Origin of the sequence: Kitasatospora sp. NPDC059817 (assembly GCF_042731835.1) — a bacterium.
Classification (GTDB): domain Bacteria; phylum Actinomycetota; class Actinomycetes; order Streptomycetales; family Streptomycetaceae; genus Kitasatospora.
On sequence record NZ_JBHWIR010000039.1, the window covers coordinates 32,404 to 48,623 of the forward strand.

A 16,220-nucleotide genomic window follows, 5' to 3' on the forward strand; every position below is an offset into this window, starting at 1 on the left:
TTCTTCCTTGTTGGCGTGTGGTCTGGGTGGGGGTGGGTGGGGCGGGCCGCCGCTGGGGCGCCCCCCCCCCCCCCCCTTCTGCGCTGTGTGGGTCAGGCGGTGAAGTGGTCGAACTCGCCGGCCTTGGCGCCGAGGAGCCAGGCGTTGAGCTTGGCGCGGGTGGTGGTGACGATGTGGGCGGGGTCGTCGGACTCGCGGATGTAGACGAGGTCGCCGTCGGATGCAATTTCGACGCAGTTGGTCTCGTAACTGAAACTGGACTTCTGCCAGATGAGCCGTTCCATGCCTACCTTCCCTGTACTGCGTAACGAATGTGCTGGAGCAAACCCCATGAGTCGCGATAGGCGGGGGAGGGTCCGGGCGTAGAGGCGGTCAGGGGTGGGAGCGCCGCGCCTCTGAGGCGTTCGAACTTCCGCCGGTATGACGATACTGCTTCAGGATCGCCCAGGAACGGGACGCCGTGCGGCTGCTCCATCAAGACGGTGTCCAGCTTCGGGTGCTGACCGTGCAGCAGCATGAACGGGATGTCGGTCGAGGCGAAGACTGTGCAGCCGAACGGCAGGATCTGGATGGTCACATGGGGCAGCTTGCCGACATCGATCAGGTAGTTCAGCTGGTCGCGCATGACGGTTGGACCGCCGTACATCGCGTGTAGCGCGGCCTCGTGGATCACGGCATGGAAGGGTGTTCCGTTCTCGACGCTCAGGATCTCCTGGCGGGCGCGGCGAAACTCGACCTTCTTCTCGGCGTATTCGAGGATGATCTCGCTGTAGGCCTTGGTCTGGAGCAGCCCTGGGATCAGAAGAGTCTCGTAGCTTTCCAAGCGGGTCGCATCGGCCTCGTACTCGGCGAGGTCGAGGGCTGAGGGGTGAACGTAGCCACGGTAGTCGGTCCACCAGCCCTTGCCGTTGCTCTGGCCTATGGCGAGAAGAGCAGCGCGGTACTCGGGATCGTTGGCATGGCAGGCGTCGAGCCAGATGTGCAGGCGGTCGAGGTTGAGACTCAGCCTCCCGGCCTCGGTGTGGCTGACGGCTGGCCCCTTCATGCCCATCAGCGCGCCGATCTCCGGTGCCGACACGCCTGCGGCGTCGCGTAGACGGCGCAGTTCCTCACCGAAGCGGCGCTGTCGTTCACTGATCTCGGTCCTGAGTCCCACGGGCATGCCTCCTTGCGCGCTCACGCTACTCGCAGTGTGGGGGAAATTACAGTTAGTGTTGCATCGTTGGACCTTGTCCCCTTACAGTCCAACCACAACCGCGCATCAGACGGGTCGTCAGTTGCGTCTATGCGTAGCCCCTCTGCACCGCTGGGAGATTCCCCATGTGTGACCCCAACCTCAACTCCCCCTCCCTCACCGTCTCTCGCGAGGCGTTGCGCGACACCATGGCGCGCGCCGGGTACCCCAACTCCTCCATCGGGGATGCCGAACTCGCGCTCGTGGAGCTGGTGGTGAACGCCTGGCGGCACGGGTTGACCGCCGCGCCCGTCGTCCTGGTCGCCGTCGTCCACGGGACGCTCCGCGTCACCGTCGCGGACCGCAGTCCCGTGCTGCCCGAGCAACGGAAGCCCGACCCGTTCGCCCAGTCCGGGCGGGGGTTGATGCTGGTGGAGGGGCTCATGCACCGCTGGGGTGCGGAGCCGCAGAAGCTCGGCAAGCGCGTCTGGTTCGAGCTGGACGGCGCCGCGTGATCGCCCACCACCCGATCCACCCCGCCGACCCGGCCCTGCGGCAACTCACCGGCCGGCAGATCACCGAACTGATCGTCGATCTCCGCACGGAGGGACGCGAGTTCGGCCTCCTCTGGCCGTCCGCCCAGTCCGGCGAGACCGACCTGAACGGCCGCGCCCTGGTCTCCATCGGCAACATCCCGGCCAGCACCTTGATCAACCTGCTGGCCCTGCTGCGCGAGTTCAAGCGCCGGCGGGGCCGGGCGTGACGGGCATGCTGGTTCTGATCCTGCTGGCCGCCGCCGTCGGCGGTGTGTGTCAGGCCCGGTCCGAGCGGCTGCGGGATCGACGGGATCGGACATAGGTGCCATGCATGGCACGCTGGCCCGCCTTCTCCGGGCGGGCCCGCGCCGTGCCGGGCGTCACGGCGGCCTCGTGGCCTAGCACCGGCGCGCCGCTCCTGTCCTGCGTTTCCGTGACTTTGATCTTCCAGCGCCCGGCTTGCCTACTCTGATGCCGCATCGCTTTGCGACATCAACTGGGGACTTGGAGTCATGGACCCCGTCTCCTGGTCCCCCGAAACGAAGGAGCCGTCAGTGTCTGACGCATACACCTTTACCAAGGGCAACCAGGCCGAGATCACCCTTCCCGCCGGCGTACAGATCACCGTCAAGGCGAAGACCAACTCGGCCCTCCTCCAGAGTGTGAAGCTCACCAGTAAGGACGGCCAGCTGGATCAGCAGTTCACCGGCACGGGAGAGCACAACACCGTCATCGGGCAGACCACCATCACCGACGTGAGCCAGCTCGTGGCCACCTTCGAGTACGGCGAGAGCGATGGCGCCCTCAAGCCGAGCAGTCTCAACAGCGGCGGCCCGTACGAGATCGGCGCCTACAACCTGATGGTGATCGTCGCCGAGAACGGCGACGACTCCGACTACAACGACACCATCCTCGAATTCAGCTGGTACACGCCGAAGTAGTAGGCGCAGGACCGGACATCGTGCAACAGGCGGCGGCTCCCGTGGGGTTCACGGGGGCCGCCAGTCCGTGGAGGTCAGGCGATGAAGTGGTCGAACTCGCCGGCCTTGGCGCCGAGGAGCCAGGCGTTGAGCTTGGTGCGGGTGGTGGTGACGATGTGGCCGGGATTGTCGGACTCGCGGAGGTAGACGAAGTCGCCCTCGGAGGCGATCTCGATGCAGTCCGCCTGGTCACCGCTGAAGCTCGGCTTCTGCCAGTTGAGGTGGTCCATGGCTACCTTCCCTGTACTCCGTGTCGGGCGCGCTGGAGCAGGCCCCGGGAGCCACGATAAGCGGGCGCACAGCCGTGTCGTTTCGGTCATGTCAATTCGTGCGACTCGTTGTGCTATTCCCTTGGGTCCTCACTCGTTCCTACACTGAGACCCCGCCGCACGGGGGCTGCGGGAACCAGGTTGCCGACGGGCCCGGGGGAGGCGCGTGTGAACGACCGTGGCTGGGACGAGGATGATGCCCGGCCGTACTTCTTCCTCTCCTACGCGCACACCCCGAAGGCCGGCACGCGCGGCGCCGGTGATCCGAACCACTGGGTCCGCCAGCTGTACCGGGACCTGTGCGAGGCGGTGCTGCAGCTGACCACGGTCCCGGCCGGGGTGCCGGTCGGCTTCATGGACGAGTCCATGCACCAGGGGGAGTTGTGGGCGGAGCGGCTGTCGGAGGAGCTTGCGACGTGCCGGGTGTTCGTGCCGCTGTACTCGCCCCGGTACTTCAACAGCGTCCCGTGCGGGCAGGAGTGGCACGCCTTCACCCGCCGCCCGGTGTACCCGGCGACGATCGACGCGGAGCGCACCAGTGGCATCGTGCCGGTGCTGTGGGCGCCGATGAGCCGCTACCGGCTGCCCAAGGTCGCCAGTGAACTCCAGTTCAACCACGCCAGTTTCGGGCCGGACTACGCCACCGAGGGCCTGTACGCGCTGATGAAGCTCACCTACTTCCGCTCCGCCTACGAGCTGGCCGTGCACCGGCTGGCGGCGCGGATCGTGCAGGTGGCGGAGGAGACGGTGATCCCGGTCGGGCGGCGGCTGGACTTCAACGGGCTGCCCAGCGCCTTCAACGTGAGCGCGCCGACCAAGCAGCTGCGGATCTCCGTACTCTCCTACCACCAGGGCGAGTTGCCGCCCGACCGCAATCCCGACTTCTACGGCTCCCGGCGCACCGACTGGCACCCCTATCGCCCGGCCGGCTCGCCGATCGCCCAGCACGCGGTGCGGCTGGCCCGGCAGTTGGGGTTCCAGCCGACCGTGCACGAGTTCGACGACGAGGTCGAGTCGATCATCGAGGGGGAGGCGGCCGCCCCCGGCCTGCTCCTGCTCGACCGGTGGGCGCTGCGCGATCCGGACCGCCGGGAGCTCGTCCGCCGCTTCGACCGCTCGGACGCCACCTGGGTGAGCGTCCTGGAGCCGTGGAACACCGAGGACCCCGAGTGCGAGGAACGCGGCGGCGACCTCGGCGAGTTGAGCGACCAGGCGTTGCGCATCACCCGGCGGGCGAGCCGCCCCAGCTTCCTCGGGGTGAGCGGCCCGACCGGGCTGAACACCCTGGAGGACTTCGACGACGCGCTGCCCCGGGCCGCCATGAAGGCCAAGTACGCCTTCGAGGGCCGCACCAGGGCCGAGCCGGAGGATCCGCCGCCGCCCCGCCCGAACCTGCGGGACGCGTTCCGGCGCGGCCCGGGCGCGGCCCCGTTCGGCCGGGACGCCCCCCTCGGGCAGGACGGCTCCGGACCCGACGACCACCCAGACCGTGACGACGGCGATGACCCCGATGACGGGATGGCGCCCTTGGGAGGACGACCCAGATGAGCGAGAACCCCACCAGGAACTTCCGCGTCGGGGGCCTCACCGTGGCCGAACTGGCCGCCCAGCGGGAGGCCGAGCGACGGTCCGTGGAGCAGGACCGCAACGGCCGGATCATCACCTTCTACTCCTACAAGGGCGGCACCGGGCGCACCATGGCGCTCGCCAACACCGCCTGGATCCTGGCCGCCAACGGCTACCGGGTGCTCACCGTGGACTGGGACCTGGAGGCGCCGGGCCTGGCCAAGTTCTTCCACCCCTTCCTCGACCCGGCCTCGCTGGCCGGCACGACCGGGATGATGGACCTGATCGCCGAGTACCGCGAGGAGGCCCTGCGCCCGGTCGAGCACGCCGAGGGCTGGCACCTGGACTTCGCCAGGGTGCACCCGCACGCGCTGTCGCTGTCCTGGCCGCTGTTCCCGACCGGGGGCAGCCTGGACTTCCTGTCCGCCGGCCAGTTCAACCGGGACTACTCCGAGGCCGTCACCCACCTGGACTGGGACATCTTCTACGACCGCTTCGACGGCGGGCAGTTCTTCGACGCCCTCAAGGCCGACATGAGCAAGCGGTACGACTACGTGCTCATCGACTCGCGCACCGGCCTGTCCGACATCGCCGAGATCTGCACCGTCCAGATGCCCGACGACCTGGTCGTCTGCTTCACCCTGAGCGACCAGTCCATCGACGGCGCCTCCCGGATCGCCCAGCACATCCACGACCGCTACCGCGAGCGCGGCATCCGCATCCTGCCCGTCCCGATGCGCATCGACGAGGGCGAGAAGGAGAAGGCCGACGCCGGCCGCTCCCTCGCCCGGGTCCGCTTCGACGGGCTGCCGGCCGGCCTCAACGGCGAGGAACTCGCCTCCTACTGGGGGTCGGTGGAGATCCCTTACCGGCCGTTCTACGCCTACGAGGAGATCCTCGCCACCTTCGGCGACCAGACCGGCACCCCCACCTCGATGCTCGCTGCCTGCGAGCGCCTCACCGCGATGATCACCCAGCGCAAGGTCACCTCCCTGCCGGTCATGGACGAGGAACTGCGGCTGCGCTACGTGGACGCGTTCACCCGCCGCCGCCCGTCCGTCCCCGCCGACCTCTACCTCTCCTACGTCCCCGAGGACCGGATGTGGGCGGACTGGATCGAGTCCGTGCTCACCCGGGCCGGCTTCCGGGTGCTGCCCCGCGACCTCAGCGCCGGCACCGACCCGCGCGAGGAGACCGAACGCGGCATCGACGCCGCCTACCGGACCGTCGCCGTGCTCTCGCCCGCCTACCAGCGCTCCCCGCAGGCCCGGGCGCTGTGGGAGTCCGTGGTCAACTCCGACCCCGCCGGCACCCGGCGCCAGCTCGTCCCCGTCCGCGTCGGCGACGTCAGGCTCACCGCGCCCTTCAGCAACCGCAACCCCGTCGACCTCGTCGGCCGCGACGAGACGCAGTCCGTCCAGACCCTGCTGCGCGCCCTCGGCCGCGGCGACGTCGCCCTGACCGAGCCCAACGGCAGCGGACCGCGCTTCCCCGGCAGCAAGCCGACCGTGTGGGACGTCCCGCCGCGCAACCCCTCCTTCACCGGCCGCGCCGCCGTCCTGGAACAACTGCGCAACCAGCTGCGCGGCGGCATGGCGGCCGTCCTGCCCACCCCCCAGACGCTGTACGGGCTCGGCGGCGTCGGCAAGACCCAGGTCGCGCTGGAGTACGCGCACCGGTTCATGTCCGACTACGACCTGGTCTGGTGGATCGACGCCGAACAGACCGAACTCGTCGCCCCCGCCCTCGCCGACCTCGCCCGCCGGCTCGGCCTGCGCGTCGGCGACTCCGTCACCGAAGCCGCCGAGGCCGCCAGGGAGGCGCTGCGCCGCGGCGTGCCCACCTCGCGCTGGCTGCTGATCTTCGACAACGCCGACGAACCGGCCGAGATCCGCCGCTTCTTCCCCGGCGGCTCCGGCCACATCCTGGTCACCTCCCGCAACCAGGCCTGGACCGGGCACGCCGAGGCGCTGGAGGTGGACGTCTTCACCCGCGGCGAGAGCGTCGAACACCTGTGCCGGCGCGCCCGCGGCCTGTCCCGCCCGGACGCCGACCGGGTCGCCGAAGCGGTCGGCGACCTGCCGCTCGCCGTCGAGGTCGCGGCCGCCTGGCTGGACACCACCGGCACCCCGGTGGAGACCTACGTCGCCCAACTGCACGCCGAGGCGGCCCGCGCGCTGGCCGTCGCCCGCCCCGCCGACTACCCGACCCCGGTCGGCGCGACCTGGAACGTCTCCATCGGCCGGCTGCGCCAGCAGTCCCCGGCCGCCGTCCGGCTGTTGCAGCTCTGCGCGTTCTTCGCACCCGAGCCGATCTCGATGAACCTCTTCTACAGCGACCAGATGATCCGGGCGCTGGTGAAGTACGACGCCGACCTCAGCGACAAGTTCATGCTGGGCAAGGTGATCCAGGCGATCGGCCGGTACGCGCTGGCCAAGGTCGACGCCGGCAGCAACAGCTTCCAGGTGCACCGGCTCGTCCAGGCGGTGATCCGGGCCGAGATGACCGACGACGAACAGGAGATCGCCGTCCACGAGGTGCATCGCATCCTCACCGGCGCCCGGCCCGTCCTCGGCGACACCGACGACCCCGCCAACTGGCCCGCCTTCGACGAGATCTGGCCGCACCTGTCGCCCTCCAAGGCGCACAACTGCGACGAGGCGGACACCCGCCAACTGCTCATCGACCGCGTCCGCTACCTCTGGAAGCGCGGCGAACTCGACCGCGCCCGCGACCTCGGCCACGCCCTCGACACCGAGTGGACCAACAAGCTCGGCGAGAACGACCGGCAGACCCTGCTGCTGCGCTTCCAACTCGCCAACGTGCTGCGCTCCCAGGGCAACTACGCCGAAGCCCTGGCCCTGGACGAGGACACCCTGGAACGCCAGCGGGCCCTGCTCGGCGAGCACCACCCGTACACCCTGATGACGGCCGGCTCCCTCGGCGCCGACCGCCGGGCACTCGGCCGGTTCCAGGCCGCACTCGACCTCGACCGCGAAATCCTCGACCAGTTCCGCGAGTTGTTCGGCGACGACAACCCGCGCACGCTCTCCATGGCCAACAACCTGGCCATCGACTACCGGCTCGTCGGCAACAGCGAGGCCGCCCGCGAACTCGACCAGGAAACCCTCGACCGGCGCACCGCCGTCCTCGGCCCCCGGCACCCCTACACCCTCTCCACCAAGTCCAACCTCGCCCGCGACCTGCGCGAACTCGGCGACTACCGCGGCTCGGTGGACCTGCTCCAGGAAGTCACCTCCGACCTCGGCGACGTCCTCGACCCCGACCTGCCGGAGAACCTGCGCAACGCCAAGTCCCTGGCCGTCTCGCTGCGCCGCATCGGCGCGCTCGCCGAAGCCCGCCGGATCACCAAGGAGACCTACGAGCGCTACCTGGAGCGCTACGGCGCCGACGCCCCCGACGCGCTCGCCTGCGCGCTCAACCTGGCCGCCGACCACAGCGCCTCCGGCGACAAGGAGGCCGCCCGCGACCTCTGCTCCACCGTCTTCGAAGGCCACCGCCGCCTGTTCGGCGACGAACACCCCTTCACCCTGGCCTGCGCCAACAACCTCGGCATCTACCTGCGCGGCAGCGGCGACATCCAGGGCGCCATCGAACGCGGCCGGCTCACCGTCGAAGGGCTGACCGACTCCGTCGGGCCGGACCACCCGTACACCCTCAACGCGGTGATCAACCTGGCCAACGCCTACGGCGACGACGGCCAGATCGGCCTCGCCGAGGAACTCGGCCGGGCCGCCTACCAGGGCCTGTGCGAGCGCTACACGCCCCGGCACCCGGACGCCGTCGCCTGCGAGGCCAACCTGTCGATCACCCTGCGCTCGGCCGGCCGGCACACCCAGGCCGCCGAACTGCGGGCCCGTGCGATCGGCGAGCTGATCCGGCAGTTCGGCGAGGAGCACCCCAACACGGTGGCGGCGCGCGGCTGGAAGCGGATCAACCGGGACCTGGAGCCGCAGCCGGTGTAAGCGGCGGTGTGAGCGGTGGTGTGAGCGGTGGTGCAGGCGCCGGTGAGAGCACGGCCTCCGGCCGGGGGCGGCGGGTACGCTGCGGGACCATGAGCAAGCAGACCCCGCCCCCGGTCCTGGTCACCCGGCGCCTCGCGCCCGGGGTGATCGAACGGCTCACCGCGCGCCACGCCGTCACCTGCCACGACTCCGACCAGGCGATGCCCCGGGCCGACCTGCTGGCCGCCGTCCGCGGCCGCCGCGCCGTGCTCACCACCCTGGACGACCGGGTCGACGGCGAGTTCCTGGACGCGGCCGGGCCGTCCCTGGAGATCGTCGCCAACCACGCCGTCGGGCACCACAACATCGACCTGGCCGCCTGCGCCGACCGCGGCGTGCTGGTCTCCAACACCCCCGGCGTGCTCACCACCGCCACCGCCGACATGGCCTGGGCGCTGCTGCTGGCCGCCACCCGCCGCCTCGGCGAGGGCGAGCGCCTGCTGCGCTCCGGCAGCCCCTGGACCTGGGCACCGAACTTCCTGCTCGGCATGGAGCTGGCCGGCACCCCGCTGGGCGTGCTCGGCATGGGCCGGATCGGGCAGGCGGTGGCCCGCCGGGCCCGCGCCTTCGACATGCCGGTCAGCTACCACAACCGCCGCGAGCTGCCGCCCGAGCAGGCCGACGGCGCCACCTGGCGGCCGCTGGAGGACCTGCTCGCCCACTCCACGGTGCTGGTCGTCACCGCCCCGCTCAGCGCCGCCACCCGGCACCTGCTGGACGCCCGCCGCCTCGCCCTGCTGCCGCGCGGGGCGGTGGTGGTCAGCATGACCGCCGGAGTGGTGGACGAGGAGGCGCTGGCCGCCGCGCTGGAGTCCGGCGCGCTGTTCGCCGCCGCCGTGGACAACTTCGAGCACGAGCCGGCCGTCCCGCCCGCGCTGCTCGCCCAGGAACGCGCCGTCCTGGCCCCGCACCTGGGCAGTGCCACCGTCGCCACCCGGCAGGCGATGGGCGGCCTGGCGGTGGACAACGTCCTGGCCGTGCTGGGCGGGGGAGCGCCGGTCACCCCGGTGACAGCCTGAGGCCTCATGACAGCCTGAGGCCTCAGCCCGCCGCCCAGGCCAGGGCGGTGGTCAGCACCCGGAACGCGCCGAAGTGCGCTGCGCCGGGCTCCAGGAAGAGCTCGGCGCCGGGGATGTGGTCGCCCAGCCAGCGGGAGTGCTCGACCGGGGAGAACTGGTCGTCGGTGCCGTGCCACAGCCAGCTCGGCACCGCGATGTCCTCGACCTTGAACCCCCAGTCGGCGGTGAACGCCAGCACGTCGTCGATCCAGCCGTCCGCGCCGTGCCGGAACGCCTCCCGGTAGTTGCTCTGCAGCATCCGCCGCAGCCCGTTGTCGGCCACCACCTCCCGGTCGGTGGGCGACAGTTCGGGCCGCAGCCCGTTCAACAGCCGGACCGGGTCGTCCTTGATCTGCCGGGAGCGGAACTCCATCGCGTCGGCGATCCGGCCGTGCCCGCGCTCGGCCTCCTGGTAGGCGTGCACGTTCGACGGGGTCATCCCGGCGTACCAGTCCAGGCCGGCCGCGTTGCGCGGCGCCAGGCCGACCAGCACCGCCACCCGGCTGACCCGCTGCGGCAGCAGCGCCGCGCAGGCCAGCGCATGCGGGCCGCCGCCGGAGCGGCCGAGCACCGCGAAGCCGTCCAGCTTGAGGTCGTCCGCGATGGCCCGCACGTCGGCCGCCGCCGCGCTCACCCGGCGGCCGAACTGCCGGGTCGAGTCGCCGTAGCCCGGCCGGTCGTAGGAGATCAGCCGCACCCCCAGCCGGTACAGCACGGTGCTGCGCGGGTGCGGGCCCACCCGGCTGCCGGGCATGCCGTGCAGCAGGAACACCGGGCGGCCGCGCGGGTCGCCCAGGGATTCGACGGCGAGGGCGCGACCGTCCGGGGCCTTGACCATCCGTAACGACACCTGCGGCCTCCTCAGTGGTCCCGGTCGGTGGTGGTGCGGATCTCCCGGCGGGCCTGCCAGGTGGTGTGCTCGCGGGAGACCGCGTCCTCGGCGTCCCGGGCCAGCCGGGCCCAGAGCTCCTCGGCGTCCGCCGACTCCACGTCCAGCCGGGCCAGTTGGCACCGGATGAGCTCCAGCTCGTCGGCGGCCAGCCCGTACGCGGCGGCCAGCGGGCGGTACTGGCGCAGCTGCGCCCACGCGGTGATCGAGGCGGCCACCGCCGAGACGGTGCCCAGCGCGTCGTAGGTGAACGCGCCGAGCGCCCGCAGCACCGCGAGCACCAGCCCGAGCGCCGGGAGCACCACGCCCAGCACCCCCGCCAGCGCCCCGGCCCGGGCGCAGTACCGGGACTTGGCGCGGTACCAGTCGTGCTGCACCTGGATCCGCTCCCGCAGGTACACCTCGCGCCGCACCGCGAGCGGCTGCTCGCGCAGGTCGCGCATCGCCGCCGTGATCCCGGCGAGCTCCGCCCCGGCGACCGGTGCGACCACCCGGCCGTCCCGGAAGGCGCCCAGCACCCCGCCGAGCTGGACGCGGTACAGGCCCTCCGCGTCCGGCAGGGTGTGCGGCGGCGGCTGGTAGGCGTCCGCCCGGACGGCGAACTTCCAGGCCAGCGTCTTGACCGACTCGGCGGCGGCCCGGCCCTCGTACCAGAGCCCCTGCGGGTTCTGCCGGCTGATCACCACCGCGAGGACGATCGCGCCGAGGTAGGCGGCGGCCGCCGGCCAGGCCCACGGCTCGCCGTCGGCCGAGCCGGTCGCGGCGGCGACCACCAGCAGGAGCAGCTCCCAGGCGGAGAGCAGCACCGAACGCCGCTGGCCGCGCAGCGAGGCCGCGTCGGCGGCCCAGAAGAACCCGGGCAGCAGCTCCCGCTCGCGCATCCACCCCGTCCGTCCCGCCCCAGACGCCATGTTCGGCCCCCACCCGTCGCTCCGGTCGCACCGCTCTCCTGCCCCGGGCGGCTTCCCGGTACGCCTGGCCCACCCCCGGGCCGCCCGCAATGGCCGGGATGCCCCGGTGGATTGTCCGGCCCGGGTACGTTCGGTGGGCGGGCGGACACCCTGCGTGGCCCGGTGTGCCCGCGGGCGCGACCGGTGGGCGTCAGTAGGTGTAGAGGATCCGGTCGGCGTTGTCGGCCATCTGCTTGGCGTTCCACTCGGTGCCGCCGGGGACGTTGCCGGAGCGGAACAGCGGCGGGGCCGCGGTGGTGCCGTCGGCCGCCGCGTCGGCCAGCCGGCCGACCGCCGAGGCGACCACGGCCTGCATGAGCGCGCTGGTCACGATGGTGGAGACCGGGCCGAAGGTGGTCTCGGCGGCCGGGTGGGTCAGCTCGCCGTCCCCGACCGCGATCTTGCTGTCCAGCACCACGTCGCAGTTGTCCTTCAGGTACGTGCCGGACGGGTGCGCCGGGGGCACCTCGCCCGGGTACGCCAGCGACGTCACGCCGATCACCTTCAGGCCGCGGTCCCGGGCGTACCGGGCCAGCTCGACCGGCATCACCTGGCGGCCGGACAGCGAGATCACGAACAGCAGGTCGCCGGAGGCGGCCGGGGTCAGGTCCAGGGTGGTGGTGGCCAGGCCGGACACCCGCTCCAGCGCGCTGGACAGCGGCGCGGGCATCACCGTCACCCCCGCCATCCCGGGGACGTTCAGCAGGTTCATCGGGACCAGCCCGCCGGCCCGGTAGACCACGTCCTGGGCCGGCAGCGCGGAGTGCCCGGCACCGAAGGTGAACACCCGGCGGCCCTCGGCGATCGCCTCGGCGAGCAGCGCCGCGGCGGCCTCGATGGCGTCGGCCTCCTCCTCCCGGACCCGCTGGAGATGGGCGATCGCGGCGTCGAAGTACCGGCCGACCAGGTCGTTCATCTGTTGCCTTCGCTCTCTGCCGGTGGGGGCGCCGGCCGGGTGGGGCGGGCCGGGAGGGTCCGGGCCGCCAGTGGAGAAAGCTACGGCGAGCACCGTGGCGCCCCGGCGGCACCGCTGTCAACAGGAACGAAAACCGGGACCCGGGGCCCTTGCGCGGGCCCGGTTGTCGGTGCAGTACGTCAGAATTGGCGGTGAGGACACCGAGGAACGGAGCCAGCGGCGATGTCTGGGCTGATCGACACCACTGAGATGTACCTTCGCACCATCCTGGAGCTGGAGGAGGAAGGCATCGTCCCGATGCGCGCCCGGATCGCCGAGCGACTGGAGCAGAGCGGCCCGACGGTCAGCCAGACGGTCGGCCGGATGGAGCGCGACGGGTTGTTGCAGGTCGCGGGAGACCGCCACCTCGAACTGACCGATGACGGGCGCCGGCTCGCCGTACGCGTCATGCGCAAGCACCGCATCGCCGAGTGCCTGCTCGTCGACGTGATCGGCCTGGAGTGGGAGCAGGTCCACGAGGAGGCCTGCCGCTGGGAGCACGTGATGAGCGAGACGGTCGAGCGCAAGGTGCTCGCCATGCTCGGCCACCCGACCCAGTCCCCGTACGGCAACCCGATCCCGGGCCTGGACGAGCTGGGCGACGCCAAGGCCGAGGGCGAGGGCTTCGACGCCGCGCTCGTCCCGCTGGACACCGTCAAGCCGGGCGACGGCGGTGCCAGCGTGGTGGTCCGCCGGATCGGCGAGCCGATCCAGACCGACGGCGAGCTGATGCGCACGCTGCGCCGGGCCGGGATCCGGCCGGGCTCCACCGTGCGGGTCAGCGCCGGCGTCGCCGGTGTGCTGGTCGGCACCGGGGAGAACGCGGCGGAGCTGGGCAAGGACATCGCCCAGCACGTCTTCGTCGCCCAGGCCTGAGGAGCGGGGGGCCGCGCCCGCCCGCCCCCCCCCGGGGCCCGGGCCCGTTCGGGGGCGCCCCCGCGGGGGGCGGCGGCGCGCCCGGTGCCCGCGCGCCGCTGGACCTTGGTCGGGGCCTCCGGGTCGACCCGCTCCGGCGCGGCCCGCTGGACCCTGGTCGGCGCCTCCGGGTCGAAGCGGGCCCCGCCGTCCGGCTCCCGCCCGGTCGCGGCATCGGGGTCCGTCCGGGTGCGCGGGACGGCGCCGAGCCGGGACGGCCGGTCCGGTACGACACCGAGGCGCCGCCCCCACGGCCGCCGGTCCACCCTGGTCGAGGGCTCGGGCCGGGGCCCGGGGCCGCTCTCCGGCCAGGGGCCTCGTCGGTCGTCGTCGGCCGGGCCGGCGTCCTCCGGTGTGGCCATGGCGGCGCTCTCCTCCCCGCTTCCCGGGGCCGGCGCGGGGCCGTAGCCACGCACCACACGGCCCCGGGTGGTGATTTTGACGCGCCATCATCCCGCATGGTGGGCCGTGGTGTTGGCCGATTTTCCGGAACGCGACCGAGCGGTTGCACGACCGCCGCCGAACGCCACCGCGGGCCTTCCCCACCTGCTCGGCCCCTACCCCCTGACGGCCCCGACGCGTCAGCCCCCGACCGGGCGTCCCCGGGGCTCCTCGGCGATCCGGCGGGCGATCTCGGCCGGCCGCACCGGGCGACCGAAGTGCCAGCCCTGCGCCCAGTCGCAGCCGATGGTCCGCAGCCGTTCGGCGTCCTTGCGGGTCTCCACGCCCTCGGCGGTGACGGTCAGCCCGAGCGCGTGCGCCATCGACACCAGGCCGCTGACGATCCGCCACCCGGTGGACTCGTCCTTCTCCGGGTCGTGCAGGTCGCCGACGAAGGAACCGGCGATCTTCAGCCCGGAGACCGGCAGGTCGCGCAGGTACGCGAGGTTGGACCAGCCGGTGCCGAAGTCGTCCACGGCCAGCGACACGCCGAGGTCCACCAGCCCGTGCAGGGTGCGCAGCGCCTCGTCCTCGGGCCCGACCACGGTCGACTCGGTGATCTCCAGCTGCAGCCGGGCCGGATCGAGTCCGGTCGCATCCAGGATCCGGCCGAGGTCGGTGACGAGCGCCGCGCTGCGCGCCTGGCGGACCGCCAGGTTGACGTTCAGCTGCGGCGCGGCGTCGCCGAACCGCTTGACCCAGTCCGCGGCCTGGCCACAGGCCTGCTCCAGCACCCAGCGGCCGAGCGGCATGATCAGCCCGGTCTCCTCGGCGGTGGTCACGAACTCGTCCGGGCCGAGCACGCCGAGCTGCGGGTGGCGCCAGCGCACCAGCGCCTCCACCGCGGCCAGCTGGCCGTCCGCCAGCGCGTACAGCGGCTGGTAGTCGATGAAGAACTCGCCCCGGTCGAGGGCGGCCGGCATCCGCACCGACACCGCGTAACGGCTGACCGCGCGGGCGTTCTCCTTGGGGTCGAACAGTGTCCAGCGGCCGCGGCCGGCCTCCTTGGCCCGGTACAGCGTCAGGTCGGCGGCCCGCACGGCCGCGCCCGGGGTGGTGGTGGACACCCGCCGCTCCAGCACGCCGACGCTCGCGCCCACGGCCAGCTTGTGGTCGCCGATCAGCACCGGCCCGGCCAGCGCCTTGAGCACCGTCTTCGCCGCCGCGACGGCCTCCTGCTCGCCCCGGCAGTTCTCCAGCAGCACCACGAACTCGTCGCCGCCGAGCCGGGCCACCAGGTGGCCGAGCGGGTTGAGCGCGGCCTTCAGCCGGGCCGCCACGGCGGACAGCAGCTCGTCCCCGGTGTCGTGGCCGAGGCTGTCGTTGACCACCTTGAAGCCGTCGAGGTCGACGTAGCAGAGGCCGAACCTGGCGCCCGGATCCGGATCCTCGAACAGCTTCTCCAGCCGCTCGAAGAAGGCCGCCCGGTTCGGCAGGCCGGTCAGCGGGTCGTGGGTGGCCTGGTGGCGCAGCCGCTCCTGGAGCCGGTAGCGGTCGGTGACGTCCTCCAGCATCGCGACCTGGTACTGCGGGACGCCGTCGTCGTCGCGGATCAGCGAGACGGTCAGATGGGTCCAGACCACCTCGCCGTCCTGGCGGTAGTACGGCTTGTCGAACTGGAAGTAGTCCCGCTTGCCGCTGATCAGCTCCTCGTACGCCTCCCACACGCCCGGGGTGTCCTCGGGGTGGACGAGGTCGCCGACCCGGCGGCCGGTCATGTCCTCCGGGCTCGCGCCGAACAGCTCCTGGAGCGCCTTGTTGACCGCCAGGATGTTGCCGTCGGTGTCGCCGATGCCGATCCCGATGGCCGCGCTCTCGAACAGCGCCCGGAACCGGGCCTCGGAGTCGCGCAGCGCCCGCTCGGCCTCCTTGCGGGCGGTGTCGGCGGCGGTGCGGATCGCCTCCTGCTCCCGCAGCGTGCGCTCGCGCAGGGCGGCGGCCCAGCCGGCCGCGAAGGCGCCGGTCAGGGCCGGGCCGCGGTCGTCGCCGAGCGGCTGCACCTGGAGCAGTTCCACCGCCCGGGCCAGCACCACCGGGTCGGTGAAGTGCGCGTCGACCAGTTCCGCGCCGGCCTGCTCGGCCAGCCGGGGCTCGAACGGCTCGCCCAGCTGCGCGCGGTGGAGCAGGGCGGCGGTGCGGGCGGTGAGGCGGCCGAGCAGCCCGGGGTCGACGGCCGTGCCGTGGTCGGCGGAGAGCAGTCGCGCCCAGGCCTCGTGGAACCGCTCGGCGCTGCCGGCGACCGGGGCGGCGCTCATGCGTCCGCCCGGGTGCGTGCGGTCACCGCTGCGGGGTGGCCGCCGCAGACGGCGGCGGTCCGGGCGGGGGGCGCAGTGGTCCGGGCAGGGGGCGCAGTGGTCCGCGCGGCGGGCACGGCGGGGGGGGCGGGGGGCGGGCGCGCGCGCGCGCGCCCGCGCCCGCGCCGCCCCCCCCCCCCCCCCCCCCCCCCCCCCCCCCCCCCCCCC

The 16,220-nt window shown here is 72.6% G+C and carries 14 protein-coding genes; 7 read left to right on the forward strand and 7 right to left on the reverse strand.

Annotated elements, in window-relative coordinates; translation table 11 throughout:
• Positions 1–92 precede the first annotated feature (92 nt).
• Together ACFV61_RS11540 and ACFV61_RS11545 are read right to left on the reverse strand one after the other, a co-directional pair.
• Complete coding sequence (locus ACFV61_RS11540) at positions 93–284, reverse strand: DUF397 domain-containing protein (protein ID WP_380491333.1); 192 nt, start codon at positions 282–284, stop codon at positions 93–95.
• 2 nt (positions 285–286) lie between these two features.
• On the reverse strand, positions 287–1,156 hold the full coding sequence (locus tag ACFV61_RS11545) for a helix-turn-helix domain-containing protein (protein ID WP_380491335.1): 870 nt from the start codon (positions 1,154–1,156) through the stop codon (positions 287–289).
• Positions 1,157–1,320: 164 nt separating this feature from the next.
• On the opposite strand from ACFV61_RS11545, the gene ACFV61_RS11550 reads away from it, so the two are divergent.
• The 3 genes from ACFV61_RS11550 to ACFV61_RS11560 all read left to right on the forward strand — a co-directional run bounded on the left by ACFV61_RS11550 (position 1,321) and on the right by ACFV61_RS11560 (position 2,651).
• A complete protein-coding gene (locus ACFV61_RS11550; protein ID WP_063348181.1) occupies positions 1,321–1,689 on the forward strand; it encodes an ATP-binding protein in 369 nt (122 codons plus the stop codon).
• Positions 1,686–1,937, forward strand: coding sequence for a hypothetical protein (locus ACFV61_RS11555; RefSeq protein WP_380491337.1), 252 nt, complete (start codon positions 1,686–1,688; stop codon positions 1,935–1,937). The genes ACFV61_RS11550 and ACFV61_RS11555 overlap by 4 nt, the downstream gene beginning before the upstream one ends.
• A 327-nt stretch (positions 1,938–2,264) precedes the next feature.
• A complete protein-coding gene (locus ACFV61_RS11560; RefSeq protein WP_380491339.1) occupies positions 2,265–2,651 on the forward strand; it encodes a fucose-binding lectin II in 387 nt (128 codons plus the stop codon).
• A 74-nt stretch (positions 2,652–2,725) separates the two neighbouring features.
• Here the strand turns inward: ACFV61_RS11560 and ACFV61_RS11565 are convergent, their stop codons facing one another.
• Complete coding sequence (locus tag ACFV61_RS11565; RefSeq protein ID WP_063348179.1) at positions 2,726–2,920, reverse strand: DUF397 domain-containing protein; 195 nt, start codon at positions 2,918–2,920, stop codon at positions 2,726–2,728.
• Positions 2,921–3,127: 207 nt separating this feature from the next.
• On the opposite strand from ACFV61_RS11565, the gene ACFV61_RS11570 reads away from it, so the two are divergent.
• The 3 genes from ACFV61_RS11570 (at position 3,128) to ACFV61_RS11580 (ending at position 9,569) form a co-directional block, all read left to right on the forward strand.
• The gene (locus tag ACFV61_RS11570; RefSeq protein WP_380484335.1) at positions 3,128–4,507 is read left to right on the forward strand and encodes a TIR-like protein FxsC; all 1,380 of its coding nucleotides are present in this window, start codon (positions 3,128–3,130) and stop codon (positions 4,505–4,507) included.
• A gap of 83 nt (positions 4,508–4,590) precedes the next feature.
• Positions 4,591–8,511, forward strand: a complete 3,921-nt coding sequence (fxsT, locus tag ACFV61_RS11575) for an FxSxx-COOH system tetratricopeptide repeat protein (protein ID WP_380373307.1) — start codon at positions 4,591–4,593, stop codon at positions 8,509–8,511.
• Between the two features lie 89 nt (positions 8,512–8,600).
• Positions 8,601–9,569 (forward strand): 2-hydroxyacid dehydrogenase, encoded by a 969-nt coding sequence (locus ACFV61_RS11580; protein ID WP_380491340.1) that lies wholly within the window; start codon positions 8,601–8,603, stop codon positions 9,567–9,569.
• Between the two features lie 22 nt (positions 9,570–9,591).
• Here ACFV61_RS11580 and ACFV61_RS11585 read toward each other — a convergent pair whose 3' ends face one another.
• The 3 genes from ACFV61_RS11585 to ACFV61_RS11595 form a co-directional block, all read right to left on the reverse strand.
• The gene (locus ACFV61_RS11585; protein ID WP_380491347.1) at positions 9,592–10,446 is read right to left on the reverse strand and encodes an alpha/beta fold hydrolase; all 855 of its coding nucleotides are present in this window, start codon (positions 10,444–10,446) and stop codon (positions 9,592–9,594) included.
• Between the two features lie 23 nt (positions 10,447–10,469).
• Positions 10,470–11,378, reverse strand: coding sequence for a DUF4231 domain-containing protein (locus tag ACFV61_RS11590; protein WP_380491342.1), 909 nt, complete (start codon positions 11,376–11,378; stop codon positions 10,470–10,472).
• Between the two features lie 220 nt (positions 11,379–11,598).
• The gene (locus ACFV61_RS11595; RefSeq protein ID WP_063348174.1) at positions 11,599–12,363 is read right to left on the reverse strand and encodes a sugar isomerase domain-containing protein; all 765 of its coding nucleotides are present in this window, start codon (positions 12,361–12,363) and stop codon (positions 11,599–11,601) included.
• Between the two features lie 222 nt (positions 12,364–12,585).
• Here ACFV61_RS11595 and ACFV61_RS11600 point away from each other — a divergent pair, with 222 nt between their 5' ends.
• Positions 12,586–13,278 (forward strand): metal-dependent transcriptional regulator, encoded by a 693-nt coding sequence (locus ACFV61_RS11600; protein WP_063348173.1) that lies wholly within the window; start codon positions 12,586–12,588, stop codon positions 13,276–13,278.
• Positions 13,279–13,898: 620 nt separating this feature from the next.
• On the opposite strand, the gene ACFV61_RS11605 is transcribed toward ACFV61_RS11600, so the two are convergent.
• Positions 13,899–16,013: a putative bifunctional diguanylate cyclase/phosphodiesterase gene (locus ACFV61_RS11605; RefSeq protein WP_380491344.1), complete on the reverse strand. Its 2,115-nt coding sequence runs from the start codon at positions 16,011–16,013 to the stop codon at positions 13,899–13,901.
• Positions 16,014–16,220: the final 207 nt, after the last annotated feature.

What these genes read in the sequence shown, in the direction of transcription:
- ACFV61_RS11540 (WP_380491333.1), bottom strand. Translation starts at nt 284, where the DNA reads ATGGAACGGCTCATCTGGCAGAAGTCCAGTTTCAGTTACGAGACCAAC.
- ACFV61_RS11550 (WP_063348181.1), top strand. Translation starts at nt 1,321, where the DNA reads ATGTGTGACCCCAACCTCAACTCCCCCTCCCTCACCGTCTCTCGCGAG.
- ACFV61_RS11565 (WP_063348179.1), bottom strand. Translation starts at nt 2,920, where the DNA reads ATGGACCACCTCAACTGGCAGAAGCCGAGCTTCAGCGGTGACCAGGCG.
- ACFV61_RS11580 (WP_380491340.1), top strand. Translation starts at nt 8,601, where the DNA reads ATGAGCAAGCAGACCCCGCCCCCGGTCCTGGTCACCCGGCGCCTCGCG.
- ACFV61_RS11585 (WP_380491347.1), bottom strand. Translation starts at nt 10,446, where the DNA reads ATGGTCAAGGCCCCGGACGGTCGCGCCCTCGCCGTCGAATCCCTGGGC.
- ACFV61_RS11590 (WP_380491342.1), bottom strand. Translation starts at nt 11,378, where the DNA reads ATGCGCGAGCGGGAGCTGCTGCCCGGGTTCTTCTGGGCCGCCGACGCG.
- ACFV61_RS11595 (WP_063348174.1), bottom strand. Translation starts at nt 12,363, where the DNA reads ATGAACGACCTGGTCGGCCGGTACTTCGACGCCGCGATCGCCCATCTC.
- ACFV61_RS11600 (WP_063348173.1), top strand. Translation starts at nt 12,586, where the DNA reads ATGTCTGGGCTGATCGACACCACTGAGATGTACCTTCGCACCATCCTG.
- ACFV61_RS11605 (WP_380491344.1), bottom strand. Translation starts at nt 16,013, where the DNA reads ATGAGCGCCGCCCCGGTCGCCGGCAGCGCCGAGCGGTTCCACGAGGCC.